Genomic DNA, 18954 nt, shown 5'->3' on the forward strand with positions numbered 1-18954 from the left:
CGTCCCATCCTTCTGGGGCTCCGCCCCAGACCCCGCTCCTCAAACGCCGGAGGGGCTGAATTCCAGCGACCGCCGGAGGTACTGGACTTTCAGGTGACGACGGCGGCTCTGGGCCTTCTGTTGACGACGGCGGGACTGGACTTCTCAGCTCACGACGACGGGGCTGGATCTCTCAGCTCACGGCGGCGGGGCTGGACTTCTGCCGACGACGGCGGCTCTGGTTTTCTCAGCCCTCGACGGCGGGGCTGGACTTCTCAGCTCACGACGGCGGGTGAGGCTTTTCAGCCCGTCCGGCGTTTGAGGACGAGGCCCGTTCAGGGCCGAAGCGGGGGTCCGGGGGCGGCAGCCCCCGGGGACGGGACGGGTAGGGGCGGCGGGGGCGAACCCCTCAGGACGCGAACAACCGCACGGCACAAGCGGCATGCACCTCCGCCCCGATCTCCAGCAACGGCGAAGACACCGCAGGCAGCTCATCGACCCCGCCCGCGACAACACCCCGCCCCGCCTCCACCGCCCGATCCACCACCCGGTCCAGCTCCGGCGCCAACCGCGCCAGCACAGCCGTAGCGTCAAACGGATCAAGACTCAGCAACCGCACCGTCGCACTCGCCGCCCCACTCACACTCTCGTACGCCGCACAGTAAGCCGCCTCCTCCGCCCCCAACCCCGCGGCCCGAGCCACCACCCCCAGCACAACCGGCTGATGGGCCCCCTTGGGAAACCGCCGAGCCAGAGTCTCAAGCTCCGCCGAGGGCCACGTGGCCCGACCGGCCCGCATCAACTGCCGCCCCAGCTTCCGCGCGGCCAGCCGCAGCGCAGGCGACGGCGTACGAGCATCCGCAGCCTCGTCCAAGGCCACTACATCAACCCCACCCGCGGCAGCCGCAGCGAGCGAGGCAGCGACCAGCCCGGCCGTGTGCAGCCGCCCTCGGCAGAACTCCTCCAGACTCGCGGCCCCGGTGATCCGCCCCGCCTTGACGGCCGCCTCGGCCCCACCGGAGTGCGCATGCCCCCCGGCGGGAAAGCGGCCGTCGGCAAGCACCAATAGAGCAGCCCTAGACATCACAGAACCACCCTCAGAACAGGAAATACCGCTGAGCCATGGGCAGTTCGGCGGCCGGAGTCGCCTCCACCAGCTCCCCGTCGATATGCACGGCGAAGCTGTCGGGATCGATCCGTACGTCCGGCCGCGCGTCGTTCTCGCGCATGTCGGCCTTGGTGACCCCACGGGTCGACTCGATGCCCACGAACCGCTTCCCGAGCTGAAGCCGCTCCGGAAGCCCGTCCTCGATGGCGAGGGGCGCCACGAAGTTGACGGAGTTGGACGCCGGCGCCCGCCCGATCGCGCCGAACATCGGCCGGGGCAGGATCGGCTGCGGGGTGGGGATGGAGGCGTTGGCGTCGCCCATCTGCGCGTACGCGATCTGCCCGCCCTTGATGACGAGCTGCGGCTTGACCCCGAAGAACGCCGGTTCCCACAGCACGAGGTCGGCTAGCTTGCCGCTCTCCACGGAGCCGATCTCACGGCCGAGGCCCTGGGCGAGCGCGGGGTTGATCGTGTACTTGGCGACGTAGCGCCGCACCCGCCGGTTGTCGGCCCGTCCGTCCCCGGGCAGCGCACCGCGCCGCCCCTTCATCACATGCGCGGTCTGCCAGGTCCGCATGATGACCTCGCCGACCCGCCCCATGGCCTGCGCATCGGACGAGATGATCGAGATCGCGCCGAGGTCGTGGAGGATGTCCTCCGCGCCGATGGTCGACGGCCGGATCCGTGACTCGGCGAAGGCGAGGTCCTCGGGCACGGCGGCGTTGAGGTGGTGGCACACCATCAGCATGTCGAGGTGTTCCTCGGCGGTGTTGACGGTGAACGGCCGGGTCGGGTTGGTCGAGCTGGGCAGTACGTGCGGCTCGGAGACGACGCTCATGATGTCCGGCGCGTGCCCGCCGCCCGCGCCCTCGGTGTGGTACGCGTGGATGCCGCGTCCGGCGATCGCGGCGAGGGTGTCGCGGACGAAGCCCGCCTCGTTCAACGTGTCCGTGTGGATGGCGATCTGGATGCCGGTCTGGTCGGCGACGGTGAGCGAGGCGTCGATGACGGCCGGGGTGGAGCCCCAGTCCTCGTGCAGCTTGAGGCCGAGCGCGCCGCCGCGGATCTGGGACAGCATCGCCTCGTGGGAGACGGTGTTGCCCTTGCCCAGCAGGCCGAAGTTGACGGGGTGGCCCTCCATCGCCTCCAGCATCCGGGCCAGATGCCAGGGGCCGGGCGTGACCGTGGTCGCCTTCGAACCCTCGGCGGGACCCGTGCCGCCACCAACCAGCGTCGTAATCCCGGAGGCGAGCGCCTCGTCCGCGATCTGCGGGCAGATGAAGTGGACGTGCGCGTCGATCGCGCCGGCCGTCAGGATCCGCCCGTTGCCCGCGATGATCTCCGTCTCGGGGCCGATGACGAGGTCGGGGTGCACCCCGTCCATCGTGTCGGGGTTGCCCGCCTTGCCGATGCCGGTGATCCGGCCGTCGCGGATGCCGACGTCGGCCTTGACGATGCCCCAGTGGTCGATGACGACGACACCGGTGATGACGGTGTCCGGGGTGCCTTCGGCGCGGGTGGCCCGCGACTGGCCCATGGACTCGCGGATGACCTTGCCGCCGCCGAACACGGCCTCGTCACCGGCGAGTCCGGGGCCGCCGGAACGGTCCTCCTCGATCTCGACCAGCAGGTCGGTGTCGGCGAGCCGGATGCGGTCACCGGTGGTCGGGCCGAACAGGTCGGCGTAAGCGGCACGGGAGATCTCAGGCATCGAGGGCACCTCCGGTCTCCCCGCGCAGTCCGGGCACCACTCGGGCGCCGGTGAGCGGGACGAGTTCGACGTCGACGGGGATGCCGGGCTCGAAGCGCACGGCGGTACCGGCGGCGATGTTCAGCCGCTTGCCGCGGGCTGCCGCACGGTCGAAGTCCAGGCCGGGGTTGGCCTCGGCGAAGTGGTAGTGGGAGCCGACCTGGACGGGCCGGTCGGCGGCGTTGAGGACGGTGAGGCGGGTGACCTCGCGGCCCTCGTTGTAGACGATCGGGTCCTCGGCGAAGAGGATCTCTCCGGGAATCACGGCGGCCTCCCCCGTCAGACGATCGGGTCGTGGACGGTGACGAGCTTGGTGCCGTCGGGGAAGGTCGCCTCGACCTGGACGTCGTGGATCATCTCGGGGATGCCCTCCATGACGTCGTCCCTGGTCAGCAGCTTGCGTCCGGAGGACATGAGCTCCGCGACGGTACGGCCGTCCCGGGCGCCCTCAAGGATGTGCGAGGTGATGAGGGCGACCGCCTCGGGGTGGTTCAGCTTCAGGCCGCGGGCCCGGCGCTTCTCGGCGACATCGGCCGCCACGTGGATGAGCAGCCTCTCTTGCTCGTGCGGGGTCAGTTGCACGTCCCACCTCACAGTCCTCGCTCCGGACCGTGCGGGGTCCGGTTGCCGCGGCCACGAGGCAAAGTGCCTGGTGGCGTGGATGGGCAGGCTAGTTGGACCGCGTTTCGGCCACGTTAACCGAGCTGTGACCTCTCAGGCATCGGCCGGCATGCTCATCAGGGCCCGCAGCCCGTCCTGGAGGACCTCCACCGGCACTCCCCCGAACAGGGCCTGCTGGGCGACGAAGCCCTGAACCGTGGCGATCATGGTGCGCGCGACATGGTCCGCGGGGATGTCCGACCGCATCATCCCGGCGTCCTGGTACGCCTCGACGGCCAGCACCCAGCTCTCGCGCAGCTCGGTGTACACCTCCGTCAGCACCGCCGCCAGCTCCTCGTTGCGTACGGTCTCCGCCCAGACCTGCATGATCAGCTGAGGGAAGAGCGGCTCGCCCGCGACGTTCAGGGACGACCAGACGCGCAGTGTGCGGCCCAAGACCAGGCCGACCAGCAGGTCCGGCGGAGGCGGCGGGCTCTGCCGGGTGACATCGGCGAAGGCGGCGCGGATCTCGCCGAGGACCTCTTTGACGATCGCGGCGATCAGCTCGTCCTTGCCGCTGAAGTAGCGGTACACCGCGCCGGCCGAGAGATCGACCTCCTTCAGCACGTCCTGCATCGACGTGGCGTGGAAGCCGTTACGGGCGAAGAGCCGGGCGGCGCCGTCGAGGATCTGCCGGCGGCGGGCGTCGAGGTGCTCCTGGGATACGCGTGCCATGGTCCACAAACTAAAACGAACATTCCTTCTTGACAAGGAACGGGTCCCGGAGGGACGGTGGCGACACAACAAAAACGAACGATCCTTCTTTTTACTTGGCCATGCGGCCGAGCCAAGCCCTCTGAGGGAGTCCCCATGTCCACCCGCCGCCTGATCGCGGTCGTCGTCCTCGTCCCCGTCCTCGCCGCCCTCGCCCTGTGGGCCTTCGCCTGGCCCGCCGCCCGCACCGCACCGCGCGACCTGCCGCTCGGCGTGGCCGGAACGGCCACGGCCACCGCACAGCTGGAGCGGCAATTGGAGCAGCACGAGGGCGCGTTCGAGATCCACCGCTACGCCGACGAGGCCGCCGCCCGGGACGCCATCGAGGACCGGACCGTATACGGCGCCGTGGTCGCCACCCCGCAGGGCCCGCAGCTGCTCACCGCCTCGGCGGCGGGTCCGACCGTCGCCCAGTTCCTGCAGCAGGCGATGGCCACCGAGGGCGCCCAGGTCAAGACCGTCGACGTCGTCCCCGCACCCGAGAGCGACCCGCGCGGCGCGGCCCTGAACGCGAGCGTCCTGCCGCTGGCCCTGGCCGGCATCGCGGCCGGCGCCGCGGTGACCCTGCTCGGACTGCGCGGCGTCCGGGCCGTGGGCGCCCTGGTCGGCGCGGCCGCCCTGACCGGTGTGATCGCCGGCGCGCTCGCGCACAGCTGGCTCGGCGTGCTCACCGGCGACTGGTGGACCGAGGCCGGGGTGTTCGCCCTGGCGACCCTGGCCGTGAGCGCCGCCGTCGCCGGGCTCGCCGCACTCATCGGCACCGCGGGTGTCGGACTCATGGCGGGCGTGGTGATGCTGTTCGGCAACCCGTTCTCCGGTGCGCCCTCGGCGCCGCAGATGCTGCCGGAGCCGGTCGGCACGATCGGCCAGTGGCTGCCGCCCGGCGCGGGCACGACCCTGCTGCGCTCGGTGTCCTTCTTCGACGGCGCGGCGGCGACCGGCCCGGCCCTGACCCTGACCTGGTGGGCCGCACTCGGCCTGGGCGCCGTACTGCTCGGCAACGCGCTCAAGGCGAGGCCGAAGAGCGCCCAGCCCTCGCCCGAGCGGGAGCTGGCGCCCGTCGGCTGACCCGCGGGCACACCGAACCGACCGTGCACCCCCGCCGTAGCGGACGGGGGTGCACGGTCTTGTCGTATCGGAGGCGAGTAGGCGGCGCTAGGCGGGATTGACCCCGCGGTGCTCCGCCGCAATGCCGAAGCGCTGACGTTCGCGGGGAGCGGAAGCGACCTCGCGGACGCTGGAGACGGCGCTGATCACCTGCTCCTCGCCGAGTTCGGCGAGCTCCGCAGGCTCCCCGAGCTTTTCCAGTCGTTCGAGGTCAGAGGCGGAGACAAGGGCGACAAGGGGCTTGCCGTGACGGGTCACTACGACGCGCTCGCCGCCGTACACCACGCGATTGATCAGATCGGCGAGCTCAGCCCTGGCTTGCGTCACCGGAATCTCGTAGGCCATGCTCCCCACATTACTGGATGTACGTCCTGTACATTTTTTACAGGCACCCCGGCAACGGAGGCGTGAGTCATGACCCGACCGTCCGCCCGCTATGTACTGCCCGAGATCACCGAGCGCACGAGCAACGGCCTCAGGACACAGGACCCCTACTCGAAGCTGCTGGAGGAACGGATCGTCTTCCTCGGCACACAGATCGACGACACCTCGGCGAACGACGTGATGGCCCAGTTCATGTACCTGGAGCACAAGGACCCCGACCAGGACATCTCGCTGTACATCAATTCACCCGGCGGCTCGTTCAGCGCGATGTCCGCCATCTACGACACGCTGCGCTACGTCACCTGTGACGTGGAGACGATCTGCCTGGGCCAGGCCGGCTCGGCCGGTGCGGTGCTGCTGGCCGCGGGCACTCCCGGCAAGCGGTTCGCGCTGCCGGGGGCGCGGGTGGTGATCCATCAGCCGGCGCTGCCCGAGCCGGTCGAGGGACAGGCGAGCGATCTGGCCATCCAGGCCGACGAACTGACGCGGGTTCGGACCCGGCTGGAGGAGATGCTCGCCGAGCACACCGGGCGCAGCCGTGAGCAAGTGGCCGAGGACATCGAGCGGGACAAGATCCTCACCGCCCAGGAGGCGGTGGAGTACGGCCTCGTGGACCGGATCATCCCCAGCCGCAAGACCACCCTCGCGCCACCGACGGGGCGGTGATCGGCCGGTGCTGCCACCCGAGTTGCCGCCGCTGCCCGCGCTGACGCGCGCGGAGGGGGAGTTGATCGACCGATATCTGGATGTGGTGGACCTGCTCGGCCGGATCAATCCGGCGCAGCACGGCGACACCTACCGCGGGCTGCGCGCCGCCCAGGCGCTCGTGAGCAGAGCGGCCGAGCTGCGGGACGCGCTGGCGCTCATGCACCAGCGAGGTGAGACGGAGCTGCACGCTCCCACGCTGGCGCGTGCGTTGCGCGTGCTGGACGGAGAGCGCCGCACGGCTCGTGTCACGGTGCCGCCGCGCTCCGACAGTTGACGACGCGTACAGCCGGATTCCGGACGTCCCGGCCCACTGACGAGGCGTCCGGAGCCGCGCCGAAACGGACCGAACGGGTTACCCCCTTTCGGCGTAGCCGACCATACTTTTTGCGCACCCGTCAGGGTTGCGCCACGCGTATGACCCGCAGTCGGAATCAGGGGTTCCCTCGCTGGTCCGGGACTCCTCGGGCCTCTGGACACCCCCGCGAACACCCGGCCATGCACCCGAACGGGTGAGTGGTGAGTAACCCCACAAATCCCCGATTCCGTTGGGTATTTCGCTCATCCGTGCGTCAAGATCCCTGTCTGACGACAAGCCCCCGCCACAGCGGCGGGGCGGTCCGGGCGGACGCCGAGTCCTGCCGCCGCTCGGATGACCGGTCGACGGAGTGGATCGGCAGGAGTGGAGGACCCGAGCAAGACGGGTCGCCGGCACGGACGTTCGTTCGAGCCGAGCAACCCTTGGGGTGAAGCCGTGGCAACGCGGCCGGGCAACTTCGCCAGCCCGAATCCGACAGGTCATCCTTCACAGGCGGCTGACGAAGGGTTGCGCATGACTGCGCTCAATCGTGTCCCGTCGCTCATGGCTCGGGCCGGTACGGCCTCGGCCCTGACCCTCGCCGCAGTGGGCGGCTCGATCGTGGCGCCCGGCCTCGCCGCCGAGGCAGAGGCAGCCACACCGGCGTCGAAGGCACTGAAGGTCGCGGCCTCCAAGAAGGGCTCCCCGTACAAGTGGGGCGCCACGGGACCGCACCGGTTCGACTGCTCGGGGCTCACGCTGTACTCGTACAAGAAGGCGGGCAAGAAGCTGCCCCGCACGGCCTCGCAGCAGTACAACAAGACCCGCCACATCTCCGCGAGCAGCCGCAAGGCCGGGGACCTGGTGTTCTTCCACTCGGGGTCGTACGTCTACCACGTCGGCATCTACGCCGGGAAGGGAAAGATCTGGCACTCCCCGAAGAGCGGGGACGTCGTGAAGCTGCAGAAGATCTGGACCAAGAGCGTCTGGTACGGCCGGGTCAAGTGACCATCCCGGGGGCGGTGAGGGCGGCCTGACACGCCGTCACCGCCTTCGGGGCCTCAGAGGGCCGTCAGGGGCCCGGCGAGAAGCGCCACACCGAAGGCGGTCAGCGCGAGGCCGGTGCCGACCGTGACCGCCCTCGCGGCGCGCGGCCGGCGCAGCCAGTTGCCGAGCCGGTCCACCAGCAGGGCGACCGCCTGGAACCACACCAGCGCGATCGCGAGCACGATCAGCGCGAGCAGCAGCGTCCGGGGCAGCGCCGCGGAGCCCGCGGGCACGAACTGGGGCAGCACGCTGAGGAAGGTGAGGGACACCTTCGGGTTGAGGGCGTTGGTGACGAAGCCCTGCCGCAGCGGTCGCGCGGTGGACCCCTCACCCGCGTCCACCACCTCGTTGTCCCGCTGCCGCAGCGTCTGGACGCCGAGATACAGCACATAGGCGCCGCCCACCATCTGGAGCGCGCGCAGCAGCGCCGGTACGGCGGCCAGGACCGCCGCGACCCCCGCCACCGCCAGCGTCACATGGATCAGCAGCCCGGCCCCGATCCCGAGCGCACAGGCGATGCCGGCCCTGCGGGAGACGAGGGCGTTGCGTACGACGACGGTGAAGTCGGCGCCAGGCATGGCGACCAGGCCGGCGGAGACACCGGTGAAGGCGATGAGCGATGCGTCCATGCGGACCAGCGTGCCGTGCGAAAGCCTTCAACAGGTATTTCGAATATAATGCCGGACCCTAAAGCATTCCTTAAGCCTAGGGGCTCCCATGTACGACCCGGTCCGGCTCGCCGCCCTGGTAGCGGTCGCGGAGGCGGGTTCGATCACCCGCGCCGCCGAACGCCTCGGCTACACCACGCCCGCGCTGTCCCAGCAGCTCGCCAAGCTGGAGCGGGAGGCGGGCACGGCCCTGCTGGTACGGCACCACCGCGGGGCGCGGCTGACGGGGGCCGGTGAGCTACTGGTGGCCCGCGCCCGGCGCGTCCTCGACGAACTCGACCGGGCCCGGCACGAGCTGGCCCGGCTGACCGGCCTGTCCGGCGGCACCCTGCGGCTCGGCACCTTCCAGACGGCGGGCATCCATCTGCTGCCACCGGCCCTCAGCGCCTTCCGCCGGGCGCATCCGGACGTGGAGCTGACGGTCGCGGACTACGACCCGTCGGCCGGTGTCGCCGCGGTGGCGGCCGGCGAGATCGACCTGGCCCTGACGCACTCCTACGAGCCGGGGGACCCGACGCCGTTGCCCGCCTCCGTCGGCATCGAGCCGATCCTCGTCGAGGAACTGGTCCTGGTGTCCGCTCCAGGCCATGTGCTCACCAGCGGCGCGACACGACTGCCCCTGACCGAGCTCGCCGGGCAGCCGCTGATCAGCATGGCCCCGGACGCTCCGGCCCGCCGAGGCGTGGAGGCGGCGCTGACGAGGGCGGGCGCCCTGCCTTCGGTGCTGGTCCCGACACCGGGTTACCTGCTGGTGTGCGCGCTGGCCAGTGCGGGGCTGGGGGTGGCGGTCGTACCGGAGATGGTGGCGCGCACGTCGGTGACTCCGGTGGGGGTGCGCGCGCTGGAAGGGGGGCGGTTGCGTCGTACGATCTCGATCGCGTATCGCGAAGAGGAGGCGGCACCTGCGGCGGATGCCTTCCGGGCGGTGCTACGGGGGACTTTCAACCGGGCCCAACAGTTCATGGCTCAGGCGCCGCAGGCACCGGCACAGTCCAGGGCAGTTCAATCGAAACCGTCTTCCCACCCTCCCGGGTAGGCCGCACTCTCAGCTTCCCCCCGCACTCCGCGGTCAGCCACCGGATGATGACCATGCCCCGCCCGTTGTCCTGCTGAACGGCGGCCGGCAGCCGTTTGGGGAAGCGTGGGTGGCTGTCGGTGACACCGATGCGCAGATGTTCGTCACGGTCGAGCGCGAGGTCCACCGTGAAGGTGGGTGACTGGCCGAGGGTGTGCTGTACGGCGTTGGTGGTGAGCTCGGAGACGATCAGGCGGATGGTGTCGGCCACTTCGGTGTCCGGTGGCAGCCCCCACTCCGCGAGGGTGGAGAGCACATACGCCCGGGCCGCGGAGACCGAGGCGGGATCGCTCGGCAGAGTGACGGATGCTTCCAGATGATCTGCCATGGCGAGTCGTCCCTTTCCCACGGGACCGCAGTCCGACACGGAGCGGATGGTTCGAGTACGGTCCCGGACTGGTGCTTCGTCGCCAGACTGCCATTACCGCACCCGTCACGGGTGGCGATCCACCAAGATATGCATATATCTGTCGCTCGAAGCGGTGAACTCTGCGACGGCAGACCGTATTTGGGCGGCTCGGTTGGAGTAAGGAGTTGCCCATGCAGCACGGTCCCGCGGTGCGCCGCCGAAAACTGGGCGCGGAACTGCGTGCGTTGCGCACCGGGGCGGGGCTCACCAGTGGTGAGGCGGCCCGTCTGGTGGGCTGGCACCAGTCCAAGGTGAGCCGGATCGAGACCGGCGCCAGCGGGGTGAAACCGGCCGATGTGCGGTTACTGCTCGATGTGTACGGCGTGGCGGACGCGCAACTGCGGGAGTTGCTGCTGGTGTTGGCGGGGTCCGACGAGGTCGGCGGCCGGCACAACTGGTGGCACGCGTACCGCGGAGTGCTGCCGCCGACGTACCGGGACTTCATCAGTCTGGAGTCGCAGGCGAGCGCGATGCGCACCCTGGAGACGTCCGTGGTGCCCGGCCTGCTCCAGACGCCCGAGTACGCCCGGGCGGTGACCCGGGCCGCGGTCCGCGGGCTCGACGAGGAGGCCGACGAACGCCTGGACGCGCTGGTCGCGGTGCGGCTGGCCAGGCAGGACGTGCTGCGTGCCGAGCCGCCGCTGAGGCTGAGCGCGGTGCTCGACGAGGCGGTGCTGCACCGGGAGATCGGCGGGCCCGAGGTGATGGCGCGGCAGCTGAGCCGGCTGATGGAGGCGGCGCGGCTGCCCCAAGTCAGGCTTCAGGTCCTGCCGTTCAAGGCCGGTGAACATATCGGCATCACCGGCCCTTTCGTTATCTTCTCATTTTCGAGCACTTCTGATCTGGATGTGGTTGTTCTCGACCACTTGACGAGTAGCCTCTATCTCGAACGGAAAGAAGACCTCCAGGCCTACACGGAGGCCTTCAACGCCCTTCGGATCCACGCCCTTTCGCCCGAGGAATCGTTGGATTACATCGCCGCGCTGGGTGGCGGCGCGTAAGGAGGCACCATGACCGCACTGCCTCGCACCATCGCATCGAGCACCGAACTGCCTGGTGCGGGCTGGCTGCGCAGCAGTTACAGCACCGGAGCGAACAACTGCGTCGAGACGGCACGGCCGTTCTCCGGTCCCTGGACCGGACTGCTCGCCGTGCGCGACTCCAAGGATCCGGCCGGCCCCGCGCTGCTCTTCTCCCCCGAGAGCTGGGCGGGTTTCACGGCCGCGTTCCAGTCCTGATGGAACCGACCAGGTCTGATCGGTTCTGATCAATTCAATGACAGGCGAGGACAGGCCGTGTCACGCCGACTCATGGTCGTGTCTCGCCGATGACCCGTACAGCGCGTTCGATCTCGGCCTCGGAGAGGTCAGCGCGGGCGGTCAGCCGCAGCCGTGAAATACTGTCGGGCACGGACGGAGGACGGAAACAGCCCACGGCGAGGCCGGCCGCCCGGCACTCGGCCGCCCACTGGACGGCCTCCTCCGGGGACGGTGCGCGCACGGAGACGACCGCGGCGTCCGGACGTACCGCTTCCAGGCCCGCGGCCGTCAGACGTGTGTGGAGTTCGCGGGCCACCGCACGCGCCCGCGCCGCCCGCTCCGGCTCGCGGCGCAGCAGGCGGAGGGCCGCCAGGGCCGCGCCCGCCGACGCGGGGGCGAGGCCCGTGTCGAAGATGAACGTCCGGGCCGTGTTGACCAGGTGCTGGATCACCCGGGCGGGGCCGAGGACGGCGCCGCCCTGGCTGCCGAGCGACTTGGACAGCGTGACCGTGACGACGACGTCGTCGGCGCCCGCGAGCCCCGCCGCGTGCGGGGCACCGCGGCCGCCGTCGCCGAGTACGCCGAGACCGTGGGCGTCGTCGACGACCAGACCCGCGCCGCGCTCCCGGCACACCTCGGCGTACTCGGCGAGTGGGGCCGCGTCGCCGTCGACCGAGAACACGGTGTCGGACACGACGATCGCCTCACCCGTATGGGTGTACAGCGTCTTGCCGACCGCCTCCGGGTCGGAGTGCGCGACGACCTGTGTCGTACCGCGCGCAAGGCGGCAGCCGTCGATGAGCGAGGCGTGGTTGCCGGCGTCCGACACGATCAGCGAGCCGTGCGGGGCCAGCGCGGTGACCGCGGCGAGGTTGGCCGCGTACCCGGATGAAAAGACCAGGGCTGCCTCGAAGCCGCAGTAGTCGGCCAGCGCCTGCTCCAGCTCGGCGTGCAGCTCCGTGGTGCCCGTGACGAGCCGGGAGCCGGTCGCGCCGCCGCCCCAGGTCCGCGCGGCCCGCTCGGCGCCCTCGGTGACCTCGGGGTGGCGGGCCAGGCCCAGATAGTCGTTGCTCGCGAGATCGAGGAGCGGGGATTCGGCGGAGCGGGGGCGCAGGGTCCGTACGAGCCCGGCGCGGCGGCGCAGCTCCGCCTGCTCGTCGATCCAGCCGAACGCCATGGTTCCTCCGGGGCTTTGGTGAGCGGTACACAGACGTCGCTTTTGTAGGCAGTGCACAGACCCTAGTCGTGCGGACGCCCGCCCACGGTGTGGCAATACCCACACATCGAAACGACAGGGTTGTGCAAACTCACCTTGGCTCGGGCCCCCTCCGTACGTCAGGATCAGCTCCCATGGACCTGCTGAACACGCTGGTGGACAAGGGGCTTCGGCGCGAGCTGCCGACCCGCGAGGAAGCCTTGGCCGTCCTCGCCACTTCCGACGACGACCTGCTCGATGTGGTGGCCGCGGCCGGCAAGGTACGCCGGCAGTGGTTCGGCCGACGGGTGAAACTCAACTATCTCGTCAACCTGAAATCGGGCCTGTGCCCGGAGGACTGCTCCTACTGTTCCCAGCGGCTCGGCTCGACCGCCGGCATCCTGAAGTACACCTGGCTCAAGCCGGACGAGGCCTCCCAGGCGGCGGCCGCCGGTTTGGCGGGTGGCGCCAAGCGGGTGTGTCTGGTGGCGTCCGGGCGCGGCCCGACCGACCGTGATGTGGACCGGGTCTCCGAGACCATCAGGACGATCAAGGACCAGAACGAGGGCGTCGAGGTGTGCGCCTGTCTCGGTCTGCTGTCGGACGGCCAGGCCGAGCGGCTGCGCGAGGCCGGCGCGGACGCGTACAACCACAACCTCAACACGTCGGAGTCCACCTATGGGGACATCACGACCACCCACACCTACGCCGACCGCGTCGACACCGTGACCAAGGCGCACGCGGCCGGTCTGTCCGCCTGCTCCGGTCTGATCGCCGGCATGGGTGAGAGCGACGAGGACCTGGTCGACGTCGTCTACTCGCTGCGCGAGCTGGACCCCGACTCGGTGCCGGTCAACTTCCTGATCCCGGTCGAGGGCACCCCGCTGGCCAAGGAGTGGAACCTCACCCCGCAGCGCTGTCTGCGGATCCTGGCGATGGTCCGCTTCGTCTGCCCGGACGTCGAGGTGCGGATCGCCGGTGGCCGCGAGGTCCACCTGCGCACCATGCAGCCGCTCGCCCTGAACCTGGCCAACTCGATCTTCCTCGGCGACTACCTCACCACCGAGGGCCAAGCGGGCAAGGCCGACCTGGAGATGATCGCGGACGCCGGGTTCGAGGTGGAGGGCACCGACCAGGTGACGCTGCCGGAGCATCGGGTCGACGCGGGGGCCGGGTGCGGTTCGCACGGCAGCGCGGGCTGCGGGTCCCACGAGGGTGCCGGGTGCGGGTCGCACGAGGGGGGCGGTGTGTGCGGTACGGCCGCTCCCGCCGCGTCCGCCGTTCCGGCCACCGCGGTCAACGAGCAGCCGCGCACCGACCTGGTCGCCGTACGCCGACGGGGTGCCGGAACGGACCTCGCGCCCAATGCCTGACCTGAGCGTGCCCGAGCTGCTGGAGCTCGACCGGCGGCATGTGTGGCATCCGTACGGTCCGATGCCCGGCCGCGGCGAACCGCTTGTCGTGGAGTCGGCGAGCGGTGTGCGGCTGAAGCTCGCGGACGGCTCGGGCGAGCTGGTCGACGGCATGTCGTCCTGGTGGTCGGCGATCCACGGTTACAACCACCCGGTGCTCAACGAGGCCGCGCGCGAGCAGCTGGCGCGCATGAGCCACGTCATGTTCGGCGGGCTCACGCACGAGCCCGCCGTACGGCTGGCGAAGCTCCTTGTCGACATGTCGCCTGACGGTCTGGAGCATGTCTTCCTCGCCGACTCCGGGTCGGTGTCGGTCGAGGTCGCGGTCAAGATGTGCCTGCAGTACTGGCGTTCGCTGGGCCGCCCCGGCAAGCAGCGGCTGCTGACCTGGCGCGGTGGCTACCACGGTGACACCTGGCAGCCGATGTCGGTGTGCGACCCCGAGGGCGGCATGCACGAGCTGTGGTCCGGGGTGCTCCAGCGCCAGGTGTTCGCGGACCCGCCCCCGGCCGAGTACGACGACACGTACGCCGATCACCTCCGCTCGCTGATCGAGCGGCACGCGCACGAACTGGCGGCGGTGATCGTCGAGCCGGTGGTGCAGGGTGCGGGCGGGATGCGGTTCCACTCCCCCGCGTATCTGCGGGTGCTGCGCGAGGCTTGCGACGCGCATGACGTGCTGCTGGTGTTCGACGAGATCGCGACCGGGTTCGGCCGCACGGGCACGCTGTTCGCGGCGGACCACGCGGCGGTGACGCCGGATGTGATGTGCGTGGGCAAGGCGCTGACCGGCGGCTATATGACGATGGCGGCGACGCTGTGCACCGCGCGCGTGGCCGACGGCATCTCGCGCGGCGAGGTGCCGGTGCTGGCCCACGGCCCGACCTTCATGGGCAATCCGCTGGCCGCCTCCGTCGCCTGCGCCTCGATCGAACTGCTGCTCGGGCAGGACTGGCCGACCGAGATCAAGCGGATCGAGACCGGGCTGCGGGAAGGACTGGCCCCGGCGTCGGACCTTCCGGGCGTGAAGGACGTACGGGTACTCGGCGCGATCGGCGTGGTCCAGTTGGACCACGCGGTGGACATGCGGGCGGCATCCGCGGCCGCCGTACGCGAGGGCGTGTGGCTACGGCCGTTCCGCGACCTCGTCTACACGATGCCGCCGTATGTCACGGGCGACGCGGACCTCGCCCGGATCGCCCGCGCGGTGTGCGCGGCGGCGCGGGAGGGCTGACATGCCGGTACTGGTGATCACGGGCACGGGCACGGAGGTCGGCAAGACGGTCACGACCGCCGCGGTCGCGGCGACGGCGATGGCGGCGGGCCGGTCGGTGGCGGTGCTGAAGGCGGCGCAGACCGGCGTACGGACGGACGAGGACGGCGACGCGCAGGAGGTCGCGCGGCTCGCGGGCGGGGTGACGACTGCGGAACTCGCCCGCTATCCCGACCCGTTGGCCCCTGCCACGGCCGCGCGCCGCGCGGGTCGTACGCCGGTCCGCCCGCACGAGATCGCCGACGCCGCCGCCAAGCTGGCCACCGAGCACGATCTGGTGCTGGTGGAAGGGGCGGGCGGTCTGCTCGTCCGCTTCGACGAGGCGGGCAGCACTCTGGCGGACGCGGCCGAGCTGATGGCGGCGCCTGTGCTGGTGGTGGCGTCGGCGGGTCTGGGCACGCTGAATGTGACGGAGCTGACGGCGCGTGAACTGCGCGGTCGGCGGCTGGACCTGCTGGGTGTGGTGATCGGGAGCTGGCCCGAGGGGGCGGATCTGGCGTCGCGTTGCAATGTGGCGGATCTGCCGGAGGTGGCGGGGGCGCCGCTGCTGGGTGCGGTGCCCGCGGGGGCGGGGGCGCTGGCGCCTGCCGACTTCCGTGCCGCGGCTGCGGGTTGGCTGGCGCCGAGGCTGTTCGGGACGTGGGACGCGGAGGGGTTCAGGGGGAGGGTGGCGCCCTGACGAGGCCTCGGCCTGGGATGTCAGACCCTTGTGCCACTCTCTGATCATGCAGACCAACCCTGATCACTGGGACGACCTGATCTCCGAATGGGACGAGATCCGGGAGGGCTACCACCTCGGCGACACGCACCGCACCGTGCTGGAGTGCGCCCGTCAGCTTGAGGAGAGCGTGGCGGCCGACAGCCCGGACACGGCGCTGTGGGTGCTCGGGCTGGTGCTCATAGGCCCCTACGTGATCCATGCCCGCCGGGACGCGGCGGCGGAGGCCCGCGTGCTGAAGGCGATGGGCACCGTCGAGCGGGCTCTCGGGCAGCCGGACTGTGCGCATGAGGAGCACCCGTGCGACGACATGGCGGACGGCGGTGAACTGGACGATCTTCAGCAGGTGCTGGAGATGCTGGCCCACCCGCAGGAGGAGGACCGGATGGCGAGGGAGATCTGGACCTGCCCGAGCAATCTCACCGGGATCGCCCGCGCCTTCGCCGACGCGTAGCAGCCCTGCCGCTTTCCGGACAGCCTCTAGACGGCCTCGGTCCCGTCGCTCTCGGCGACGAGCCGCACCAGTTCGATGCGGGAGCGGATGCCCAGCCGGGTGAAGACACCCCGCAGATGGTGGTCGATGGTGCGAGGGCTGAGGGCGAGGCGGGCGGCGATCTCTCGGTTGGTGGCGCCCTCGGCGGCCATGCGGGCGACCAGGAGCTGCTGGGCCGTGAGTCGGGCGGTGGGGGTGTCGGGGGCGGTCCGGCCGGCCGGGGTACCCAGGGCGCGGAGTTCGGTGCGGGCCTGGGTCGCGCAGTGCGGGGCGCCGAAGGAGTCGAAGGCCTCCAGGGCGCTGTGGAGACGGTCGCGTGCCTCGGTGCGGCGGCGCAGTCGGCGCAGGGCACTGCCGAACAGCAGCTCCGTGCGGGCCCGTTCGAAGTCACGGGTGCCCCGGGAGTGCAGGTCGAGCGCCGTGCGGTAGTGGTCGACGGCCTCCGCGCCGGGGGCGAGCAGGGCCCGGCAGCGGGCGCTGAGGGCCAGGTCGTCGGGGCTGCCGACGGTCTCGGCCCAGCGGTCGTAGCCGGCGTGGGCCGCGCGCGCGACCCGAGTGTCGCCGGTGCGGACGGCGGCCTCGACGTAGTGCGGGGTGGCCAGATGACGGATCGCCCGGTGACCGTGGCCGGGGCCGAAACCGGCGAGTGCGCGCAGCCGGGTGGCCGCGCCGGCGTAGCGGCCACTGCTCAGGTCGAGGAAGGCGAGCGCCCACTGGGCCAGGGCGGCGGGCAAACCCAGGCCACGAGGCAGGGCGTACGCCCGTGCGGTCGCGGCGCGTTCGTGGCAGACGTCGGCGTCCGCGGTGAGCGCCGCGAACATCGCGAGGGCGGCCTGGAGATGGCAGGCCCCGTTGTCCTGGCCCGTGGCGTGGGCCTGCCACAGCCCGTCCACCGCGGCGGCCTCGCCGGCCCGGGGGCGCCCGGTCCAGAAGTCGGCGTACGCCCGGAACTCCATCGCCTGCGGCACCGTCACCGGGGTGCCGTGCGCTCGGGCGGAGGCGGTCGCGCGGAGGGTCGCGGTGGCCGCGCGGGTGTGGTCGCCGAGGAGCAGGGCGGCGATCCCGGCATGGATCAGGACGGTGGGGTCACCCCCGGGCCCACAGCGCCCGGCCGCCGCCTTCAGCAGCTCACGCGCGTCCTCGTACCGCCCGTCGAACGCAGCCACCAGCCCACGCAGCGTGCCGGGCCCCGCGACACCGAGCCGCCCGGCCACACGAACGGCCTCACCCAGGCGGCGTACGTCCCCGGTGTAGATGGCGGCCTCGGTGGCTCGGGCCAGGAGGTGGGCGGCGGGGGTGAGGGGGGCGGGGATGTCGGTGGCGGGGGCTGGGGCGGGAGTAGTGGAGGGCGGGCTGCCGGAAGCGGAGGCGCCCGAGGCCGGGGTGGCTGAGGCCAGGCCGCCAGAAACGGAGGAACCCAAAGCCGGAACACCAAAGGCAAGGCCGACAGCCCCAGCCCGGCCAAGGTCGATCCGCACCGCAGCATCCCCCACCCCGACACCCCCCACCCCAACCGCCGCCACAAGCAGCGCATCGAACGCCTCCGTCGCGTTCCCCGCCCGCAGCGCCAGTACCCCGCTCAGCGCATCGTCCGTCACAGCCGTAGCCAGCCGCCGTGCCCGGTCCCCGTCGCCCGACCGCCAGGCGTACGCGGCGGCACGGGCCAGCAGGCGGGACCGTTCGGGCGGGTCGGGGCACAGCTCGGCCGCCCGTTCCGCCAGCGCGCGTGCCAGCGGCAGCCGTCCCGCGTGCGCGGCTCTGCCGGCGGCCACGCCGAGTTCCGCGGCCAGCCGTCCGCTGGGGCCGAGCGCGCCCGCGCCCCGGTGCCAGGAGCGCCAAGGCGCCTCGCCGTCGCCGCGCAGTACGCGGGCCAGCAGGCGGTGGACGTCGCGCCGGTCGGGCGGTGAGCCCGTCTCGTAGGCCGCGATCCGCGTCCACGCGTCGCGGAAGAGCACGCCGCCCGCTCCGGCGTACGCGATCCCGGCCGCTTCGGCGGCGTCCAGGCACCGGGTGTCGAGCCGGGCGGCCATGACGGCGCGCAGGAAGGCGTCGGTGGGGACCGGGTACTGGTCGGCCGCGGCAAGGAGGAGGAGCAGACGGGTGTCGTCGGGCAGCGCCCGTATCTCCGCCCGGCGTTCGCGCAGCAGCGTCGGGGCCAGTGCCGCCGGTTGTGTGGGGAGCGGGTCGAGGCCCGTCGCCTGGCGGTCGGTGAGGCGCGGGACGAGTTCGGCGGCGGCGCGCGGATCGCCGTACACGGCACGCAGTACGCGCACGCGGACGCCTTCGGGAAGGCTCGCGGCCAGTTGGTGCCACGCGTCCGCCGGCTGTCGTGGCGAAGTGCGGTCGAGAGGTGGGGGGTTCACCGGAGTCACCACACAAAAGACGTTACTGGCGGGTTAGTTGAAGCGTAAAGACCGGCGATTTCACCGATGCGGCGCGCGTAGACCGGCTCGACACTCCTGACAACCCCACACGTTTCAGGAGGCATCATGCAGCGCCACAAGCGTCGCATCGCCACGGCTCTGACGGCCGTGGCCTCATCGCTCCTTCTGTCACTCACTCTCTCCCCCACACCCGCGCACGCCGCCACCCACGATCCCGTCGTCTTCGTGCACGGCCTGAGCAGCTCGGCGAGCAGCTGGGACGACTGGGCCGGCTACTTCCGGGCCGACGGCTACTCCGCCGCCGAGCTGGACGCCT

The 18954-nt window shown here is 71.3% G+C and carries 21 protein-coding genes, 1 pseudogene and 1 riboswitch; of the genes and pseudogenes, 12 read left to right on the forward strand and 10 right to left on the reverse strand.

What is annotated here, in order from left to right:
• Nucleotides 1-388: 388 nt before the first annotated feature.
• From IE325_RS24910 to IE325_RS24930, 5 genes are all read right to left on the reverse strand, one after another.
• Complete coding sequence (locus tag IE325_RS24910) at nt 389-1063, reverse strand: urease accessory protein UreF (protein WP_190072251.1); 675 nt, start codon at nt 1061-1063, stop codon at nt 389-391.
• 13 nt (nt 1064-1076) lie between these two features.
• Nucleotides 1077-2798 carry an urease subunit alpha gene (locus IE325_RS24915; protein WP_190072252.1) on the reverse strand — a complete coding sequence of 574 codons (1722 nt, stop codon included), beginning with the start codon at nt 2796-2798 and terminating at the stop codon, nt 1077-1079.
• A complete protein-coding gene (locus IE325_RS24920; protein ID WP_190072253.1) occupies nt 2791-3102 on the reverse strand; it encodes an urease subunit beta in 312 nt (103 codons plus the stop codon). Before IE325_RS24920 ends, IE325_RS24915 begins: the two co-directional genes overlap by 8 nt.
• 14 nt (nt 3103-3116) lie before the next feature.
• Nucleotides 3117-3419, reverse strand: a complete 303-nt coding sequence (locus IE325_RS24925; protein WP_010988499.1) for an urease subunit gamma — start codon at nt 3417-3419, stop codon at nt 3117-3119.
• Between the two features lie 132 nt (nt 3420-3551).
• A complete protein-coding gene (locus IE325_RS24930; RefSeq protein ID WP_190072254.1) occupies nt 3552-4172 on the reverse strand; it encodes a TetR/AcrR family transcriptional regulator in 621 nt (206 codons plus the stop codon).
• Nucleotides 4173-4307: 135 nt separating this feature from the next.
• Between IE325_RS24930 and IE325_RS24935 the strand changes: the two genes are divergently transcribed.
• Nucleotides 4308-5279, forward strand: coding sequence for an ABC transporter permease (locus IE325_RS24935; protein ID WP_190072255.1), 972 nt, complete (start codon nt 4308-4310; stop codon nt 5277-5279).
• 87 nt (nt 5280-5366) lie between these two features.
• Here the strand turns inward: IE325_RS24935 and IE325_RS24940 are convergent, their stop codons facing one another.
• The gene (locus tag IE325_RS24940; protein WP_190072256.1) at nt 5367-5663 is read right to left on the reverse strand and encodes a type II toxin-antitoxin system Phd/YefM family antitoxin; all 297 of its coding nucleotides are present in this window, start codon (nt 5661-5663) and stop codon (nt 5367-5369) included.
• Nucleotides 5664-5732: 69 nt separating this feature from the next.
• Here IE325_RS24940 and IE325_RS24945 point away from each other — a divergent pair, with 69 nt between their 5' ends.
• The 3 genes from IE325_RS24945 (at nt 5733) to IE325_RS24955 (ending at nt 7713) form a co-directional block, all read left to right on the forward strand.
• A complete protein-coding gene (locus IE325_RS24945) occupies nt 5733-6368 on the forward strand; it encodes an ATP-dependent Clp protease proteolytic subunit (protein ID WP_190072257.1) in 636 nt (211 codons plus the stop codon).
• A 7-nt stretch (nt 6369-6375) separates the two neighbouring features.
• The gene (locus tag IE325_RS24950) at nt 6376-6684 is read left to right on the forward strand and encodes a hypothetical protein (RefSeq protein ID WP_126389586.1); all 309 of its coding nucleotides are present in this window, start codon (nt 6376-6378) and stop codon (nt 6682-6684) included.
• A 419-nt stretch (nt 6685-7103) separates the two neighbouring features.
• Nucleotides 7104-7236, forward strand: a riboswitch (cyclic di-AMP (ydaO/yuaA leader).
• 3 nt (nt 7237-7239) lie between these two features.
• Nucleotides 7240-7713 (forward strand): C40 family peptidase, encoded by a 474-nt coding sequence (locus IE325_RS24955; protein WP_190072258.1) that lies wholly within the window; start codon nt 7240-7242, stop codon nt 7711-7713.
• A gap of 53 nt (nt 7714-7766) precedes the next feature.
• On the opposite strand, the gene IE325_RS24960 is transcribed toward IE325_RS24955, so the two are convergent.
• On the reverse strand, nt 7767-8381 hold the full coding sequence (locus IE325_RS24960; protein WP_190072259.1) for a LysE family translocator: 615 nt from the start codon (nt 8379-8381) through the stop codon (nt 7767-7769).
• An 88-nt stretch (nt 8382-8469) separates the two neighbouring features.
• Between IE325_RS24960 and IE325_RS24965 the strand changes: the two genes are divergently transcribed.
• Nucleotides 8470-9456, forward strand: a complete 987-nt coding sequence (locus tag IE325_RS24965) for a LysR family transcriptional regulator (protein ID WP_190072260.1) — start codon at nt 8470-8472, stop codon at nt 9454-9456.
• Here the strand turns inward: IE325_RS24965 and IE325_RS24970 are convergent.
• Complete coding sequence (locus IE325_RS24970; RefSeq protein WP_190072261.1) at nt 9380-9823, reverse strand: ATP-binding protein; 444 nt, start codon at nt 9821-9823, stop codon at nt 9380-9382. The two genes, IE325_RS24965 and IE325_RS24970, sit on opposite strands and share 77 nt — an antisense overlap.
• 212 nt (nt 9824-10035) lie before the next feature.
• Between IE325_RS24970 and IE325_RS24975 the strand changes: the two genes are divergently transcribed.
• Together IE325_RS24975 and IE325_RS24980 are read left to right on the forward strand one after the other, a co-directional pair.
• Nucleotides 10036-10905, forward strand: a complete 870-nt coding sequence (locus tag IE325_RS24975; protein WP_190072262.1) for a helix-turn-helix domain-containing protein — start codon at nt 10036-10038, stop codon at nt 10903-10905.
• A 9-nt stretch (nt 10906-10914) separates the two neighbouring features.
• Nucleotides 10915-11142 (forward strand): DUF397 domain-containing protein, encoded by a 228-nt coding sequence (locus IE325_RS24980; protein ID WP_190072263.1) that lies wholly within the window; start codon nt 10915-10917, stop codon nt 11140-11142.
• 70 nt (nt 11143-11212) lie between these two features.
• On the opposite strand, the gene IE325_RS24985 is transcribed toward IE325_RS24980, so the two are convergent.
• Entirely contained in the window at nt 11213-12340 is a 1128-nt protein-coding gene (locus IE325_RS24985; RefSeq protein WP_190072264.1) for an 8-amino-7-oxononanoate synthase, read from the reverse strand.
• Between the two features lie 173 nt (nt 12341-12513).
• On the opposite strand from IE325_RS24985, the gene bioB reads away from it, so the two are divergent.
• From bioB to IE325_RS25005, 4 genes are read left to right on the forward strand one after another with little or no spacing between them, the layout of a single operon-like run.
• Complete coding sequence (bioB, locus tag IE325_RS24990; protein WP_190072265.1) at nt 12514-13731, forward strand: biotin synthase BioB; 1218 nt, start codon at nt 12514-12516, stop codon at nt 13729-13731.
• Entirely contained in the window at nt 13724-15004 is a 1281-nt protein-coding gene (locus IE325_RS24995; protein ID WP_190072266.1) for an adenosylmethionine--8-amino-7-oxononanoate transaminase, read from the forward strand. Before bioB ends, IE325_RS24995 begins: the two co-directional genes overlap by 8 nt.
• A gap of 1 nt (nt 15005) precedes the next feature.
• Nucleotides 15006-15722: a dethiobiotin synthase gene (bioD, locus tag IE325_RS25000; protein ID WP_190072267.1), complete on the forward strand. Its 717-nt coding sequence runs from the start codon at nt 15006-15008 to the stop codon at nt 15720-15722.
• A 46-nt stretch (nt 15723-15768) separates the two neighbouring features.
• Nucleotides 15769-16215 (forward strand): hypothetical protein, encoded by a 447-nt coding sequence (locus IE325_RS25005; protein ID WP_190072268.1) that lies wholly within the window; start codon nt 15769-15771, stop codon nt 16213-16215.
• 26 nt (nt 16216-16241) lie between these two features.
• Here the strand turns inward: IE325_RS25005 and IE325_RS25010 are convergent, their stop codons facing one another.
• Complete coding sequence (locus IE325_RS25010) at nt 16242-18629, reverse strand: helix-turn-helix transcriptional regulator (RefSeq protein WP_190072269.1); 2388 nt, start codon at nt 18627-18629, stop codon at nt 16242-16244.
• Between the two features lie 114 nt (nt 18630-18743).
• Here IE325_RS25010 and IE325_RS46210 point away from each other — a divergent pair.
• Nucleotides 18744-18954, forward strand: a pseudogene (locus tag IE325_RS46210) (lipase); the annotation flags it as partial.

It is taken from the genome of Streptomyces lanatus (assembly GCF_014655715.1).
Taxonomy (GTDB): Bacteria; Actinomycetota; Actinomycetes; order Streptomycetales; family Streptomycetaceae; genus Streptomyces; species Streptomyces lanatus.

Bases quoted from the DNA above. Each gene is read 5' to 3' on its own strand.
- IE325_RS25005 (WP_190072268.1), top strand. From the start codon at position 15,769: ATGCAGACCAACCCTGATCACTGGGACGACCTGATCTCCGAATGGGAC.
- IE325_RS24915 (WP_190072252.1), bottom strand. From the start codon at position 2,798: ATGCCTGAGATCTCCCGTGCCGCTTACGCCGACCTGTTCGGCCCGACC.
- IE325_RS24960 (WP_190072259.1), bottom strand. From the start codon at position 8,381: ATGGACGCATCGCTCATCGCCTTCACCGGTGTCTCCGCCGGCCTGGTC.
- IE325_RS24970 (WP_190072261.1), bottom strand. From the start codon at position 9,823: ATGGCAGATCATCTGGAAGCATCCGTCACTCTGCCGAGCGATCCCGCC.
- IE325_RS24980 (WP_190072263.1), top strand. From the start codon at position 10,915: ATGACCGCACTGCCTCGCACCATCGCATCGAGCACCGAACTGCCTGGT.
- IE325_RS24985 (WP_190072264.1), bottom strand. From the start codon at position 12,340: ATGGCGTTCGGCTGGATCGACGAGCAGGCGGAGCTGCGCCGCCGCGCC.
- IE325_RS24955 (WP_190072258.1), top strand. From the start codon at position 7,240: ATGACTGCGCTCAATCGTGTCCCGTCGCTCATGGCTCGGGCCGGTACG.
- IE325_RS24930 (WP_190072254.1), bottom strand. From the start codon at position 4,172: ATGGCACGCGTATCCCAGGAGCACCTCGACGCCCGCCGCCGGCAGATC.
- IE325_RS24940 (WP_190072256.1), bottom strand. From the start codon at position 5,663: ATGGCCTACGAGATTCCGGTGACGCAAGCCAGGGCTGAGCTCGCCGAT.
- IE325_RS24935 (WP_190072255.1), top strand. From the start codon at position 4,308: ATGTCCACCCGCCGCCTGATCGCGGTCGTCGTCCTCGTCCCCGTCCTC.
- IE325_RS24945 (WP_190072257.1), top strand. From the start codon at position 5,733: ATGACCCGACCGTCCGCCCGCTATGTACTGCCCGAGATCACCGAGCGC.
- bioB (WP_190072265.1), top strand. From the start codon at position 12,514: ATGGACCTGCTGAACACGCTGGTGGACAAGGGGCTTCGGCGCGAGCTG.
- IE325_RS24910 (WP_190072251.1), bottom strand. From the start codon at position 1,063: ATGTCTAGGGCTGCTCTATTGGTGCTTGCCGACGGCCGCTTTCCCGCC.
- IE325_RS24975 (WP_190072262.1), top strand. From the start codon at position 10,036: ATGCAGCACGGTCCCGCGGTGCGCCGCCGAAAACTGGGCGCGGAACTG.
- bioD (WP_190072267.1), top strand. From the start codon at position 15,006: ATGCCGGTACTGGTGATCACGGGCACGGGCACGGAGGTCGGCAAGACG.
- IE325_RS24995 (WP_190072266.1), top strand. From the start codon at position 13,724: ATGCCTGACCTGAGCGTGCCCGAGCTGCTGGAGCTCGACCGGCGGCAT.
- IE325_RS24965 (WP_190072260.1), top strand. From the start codon at position 8,470: ATGTACGACCCGGTCCGGCTCGCCGCCCTGGTAGCGGTCGCGGAGGCG.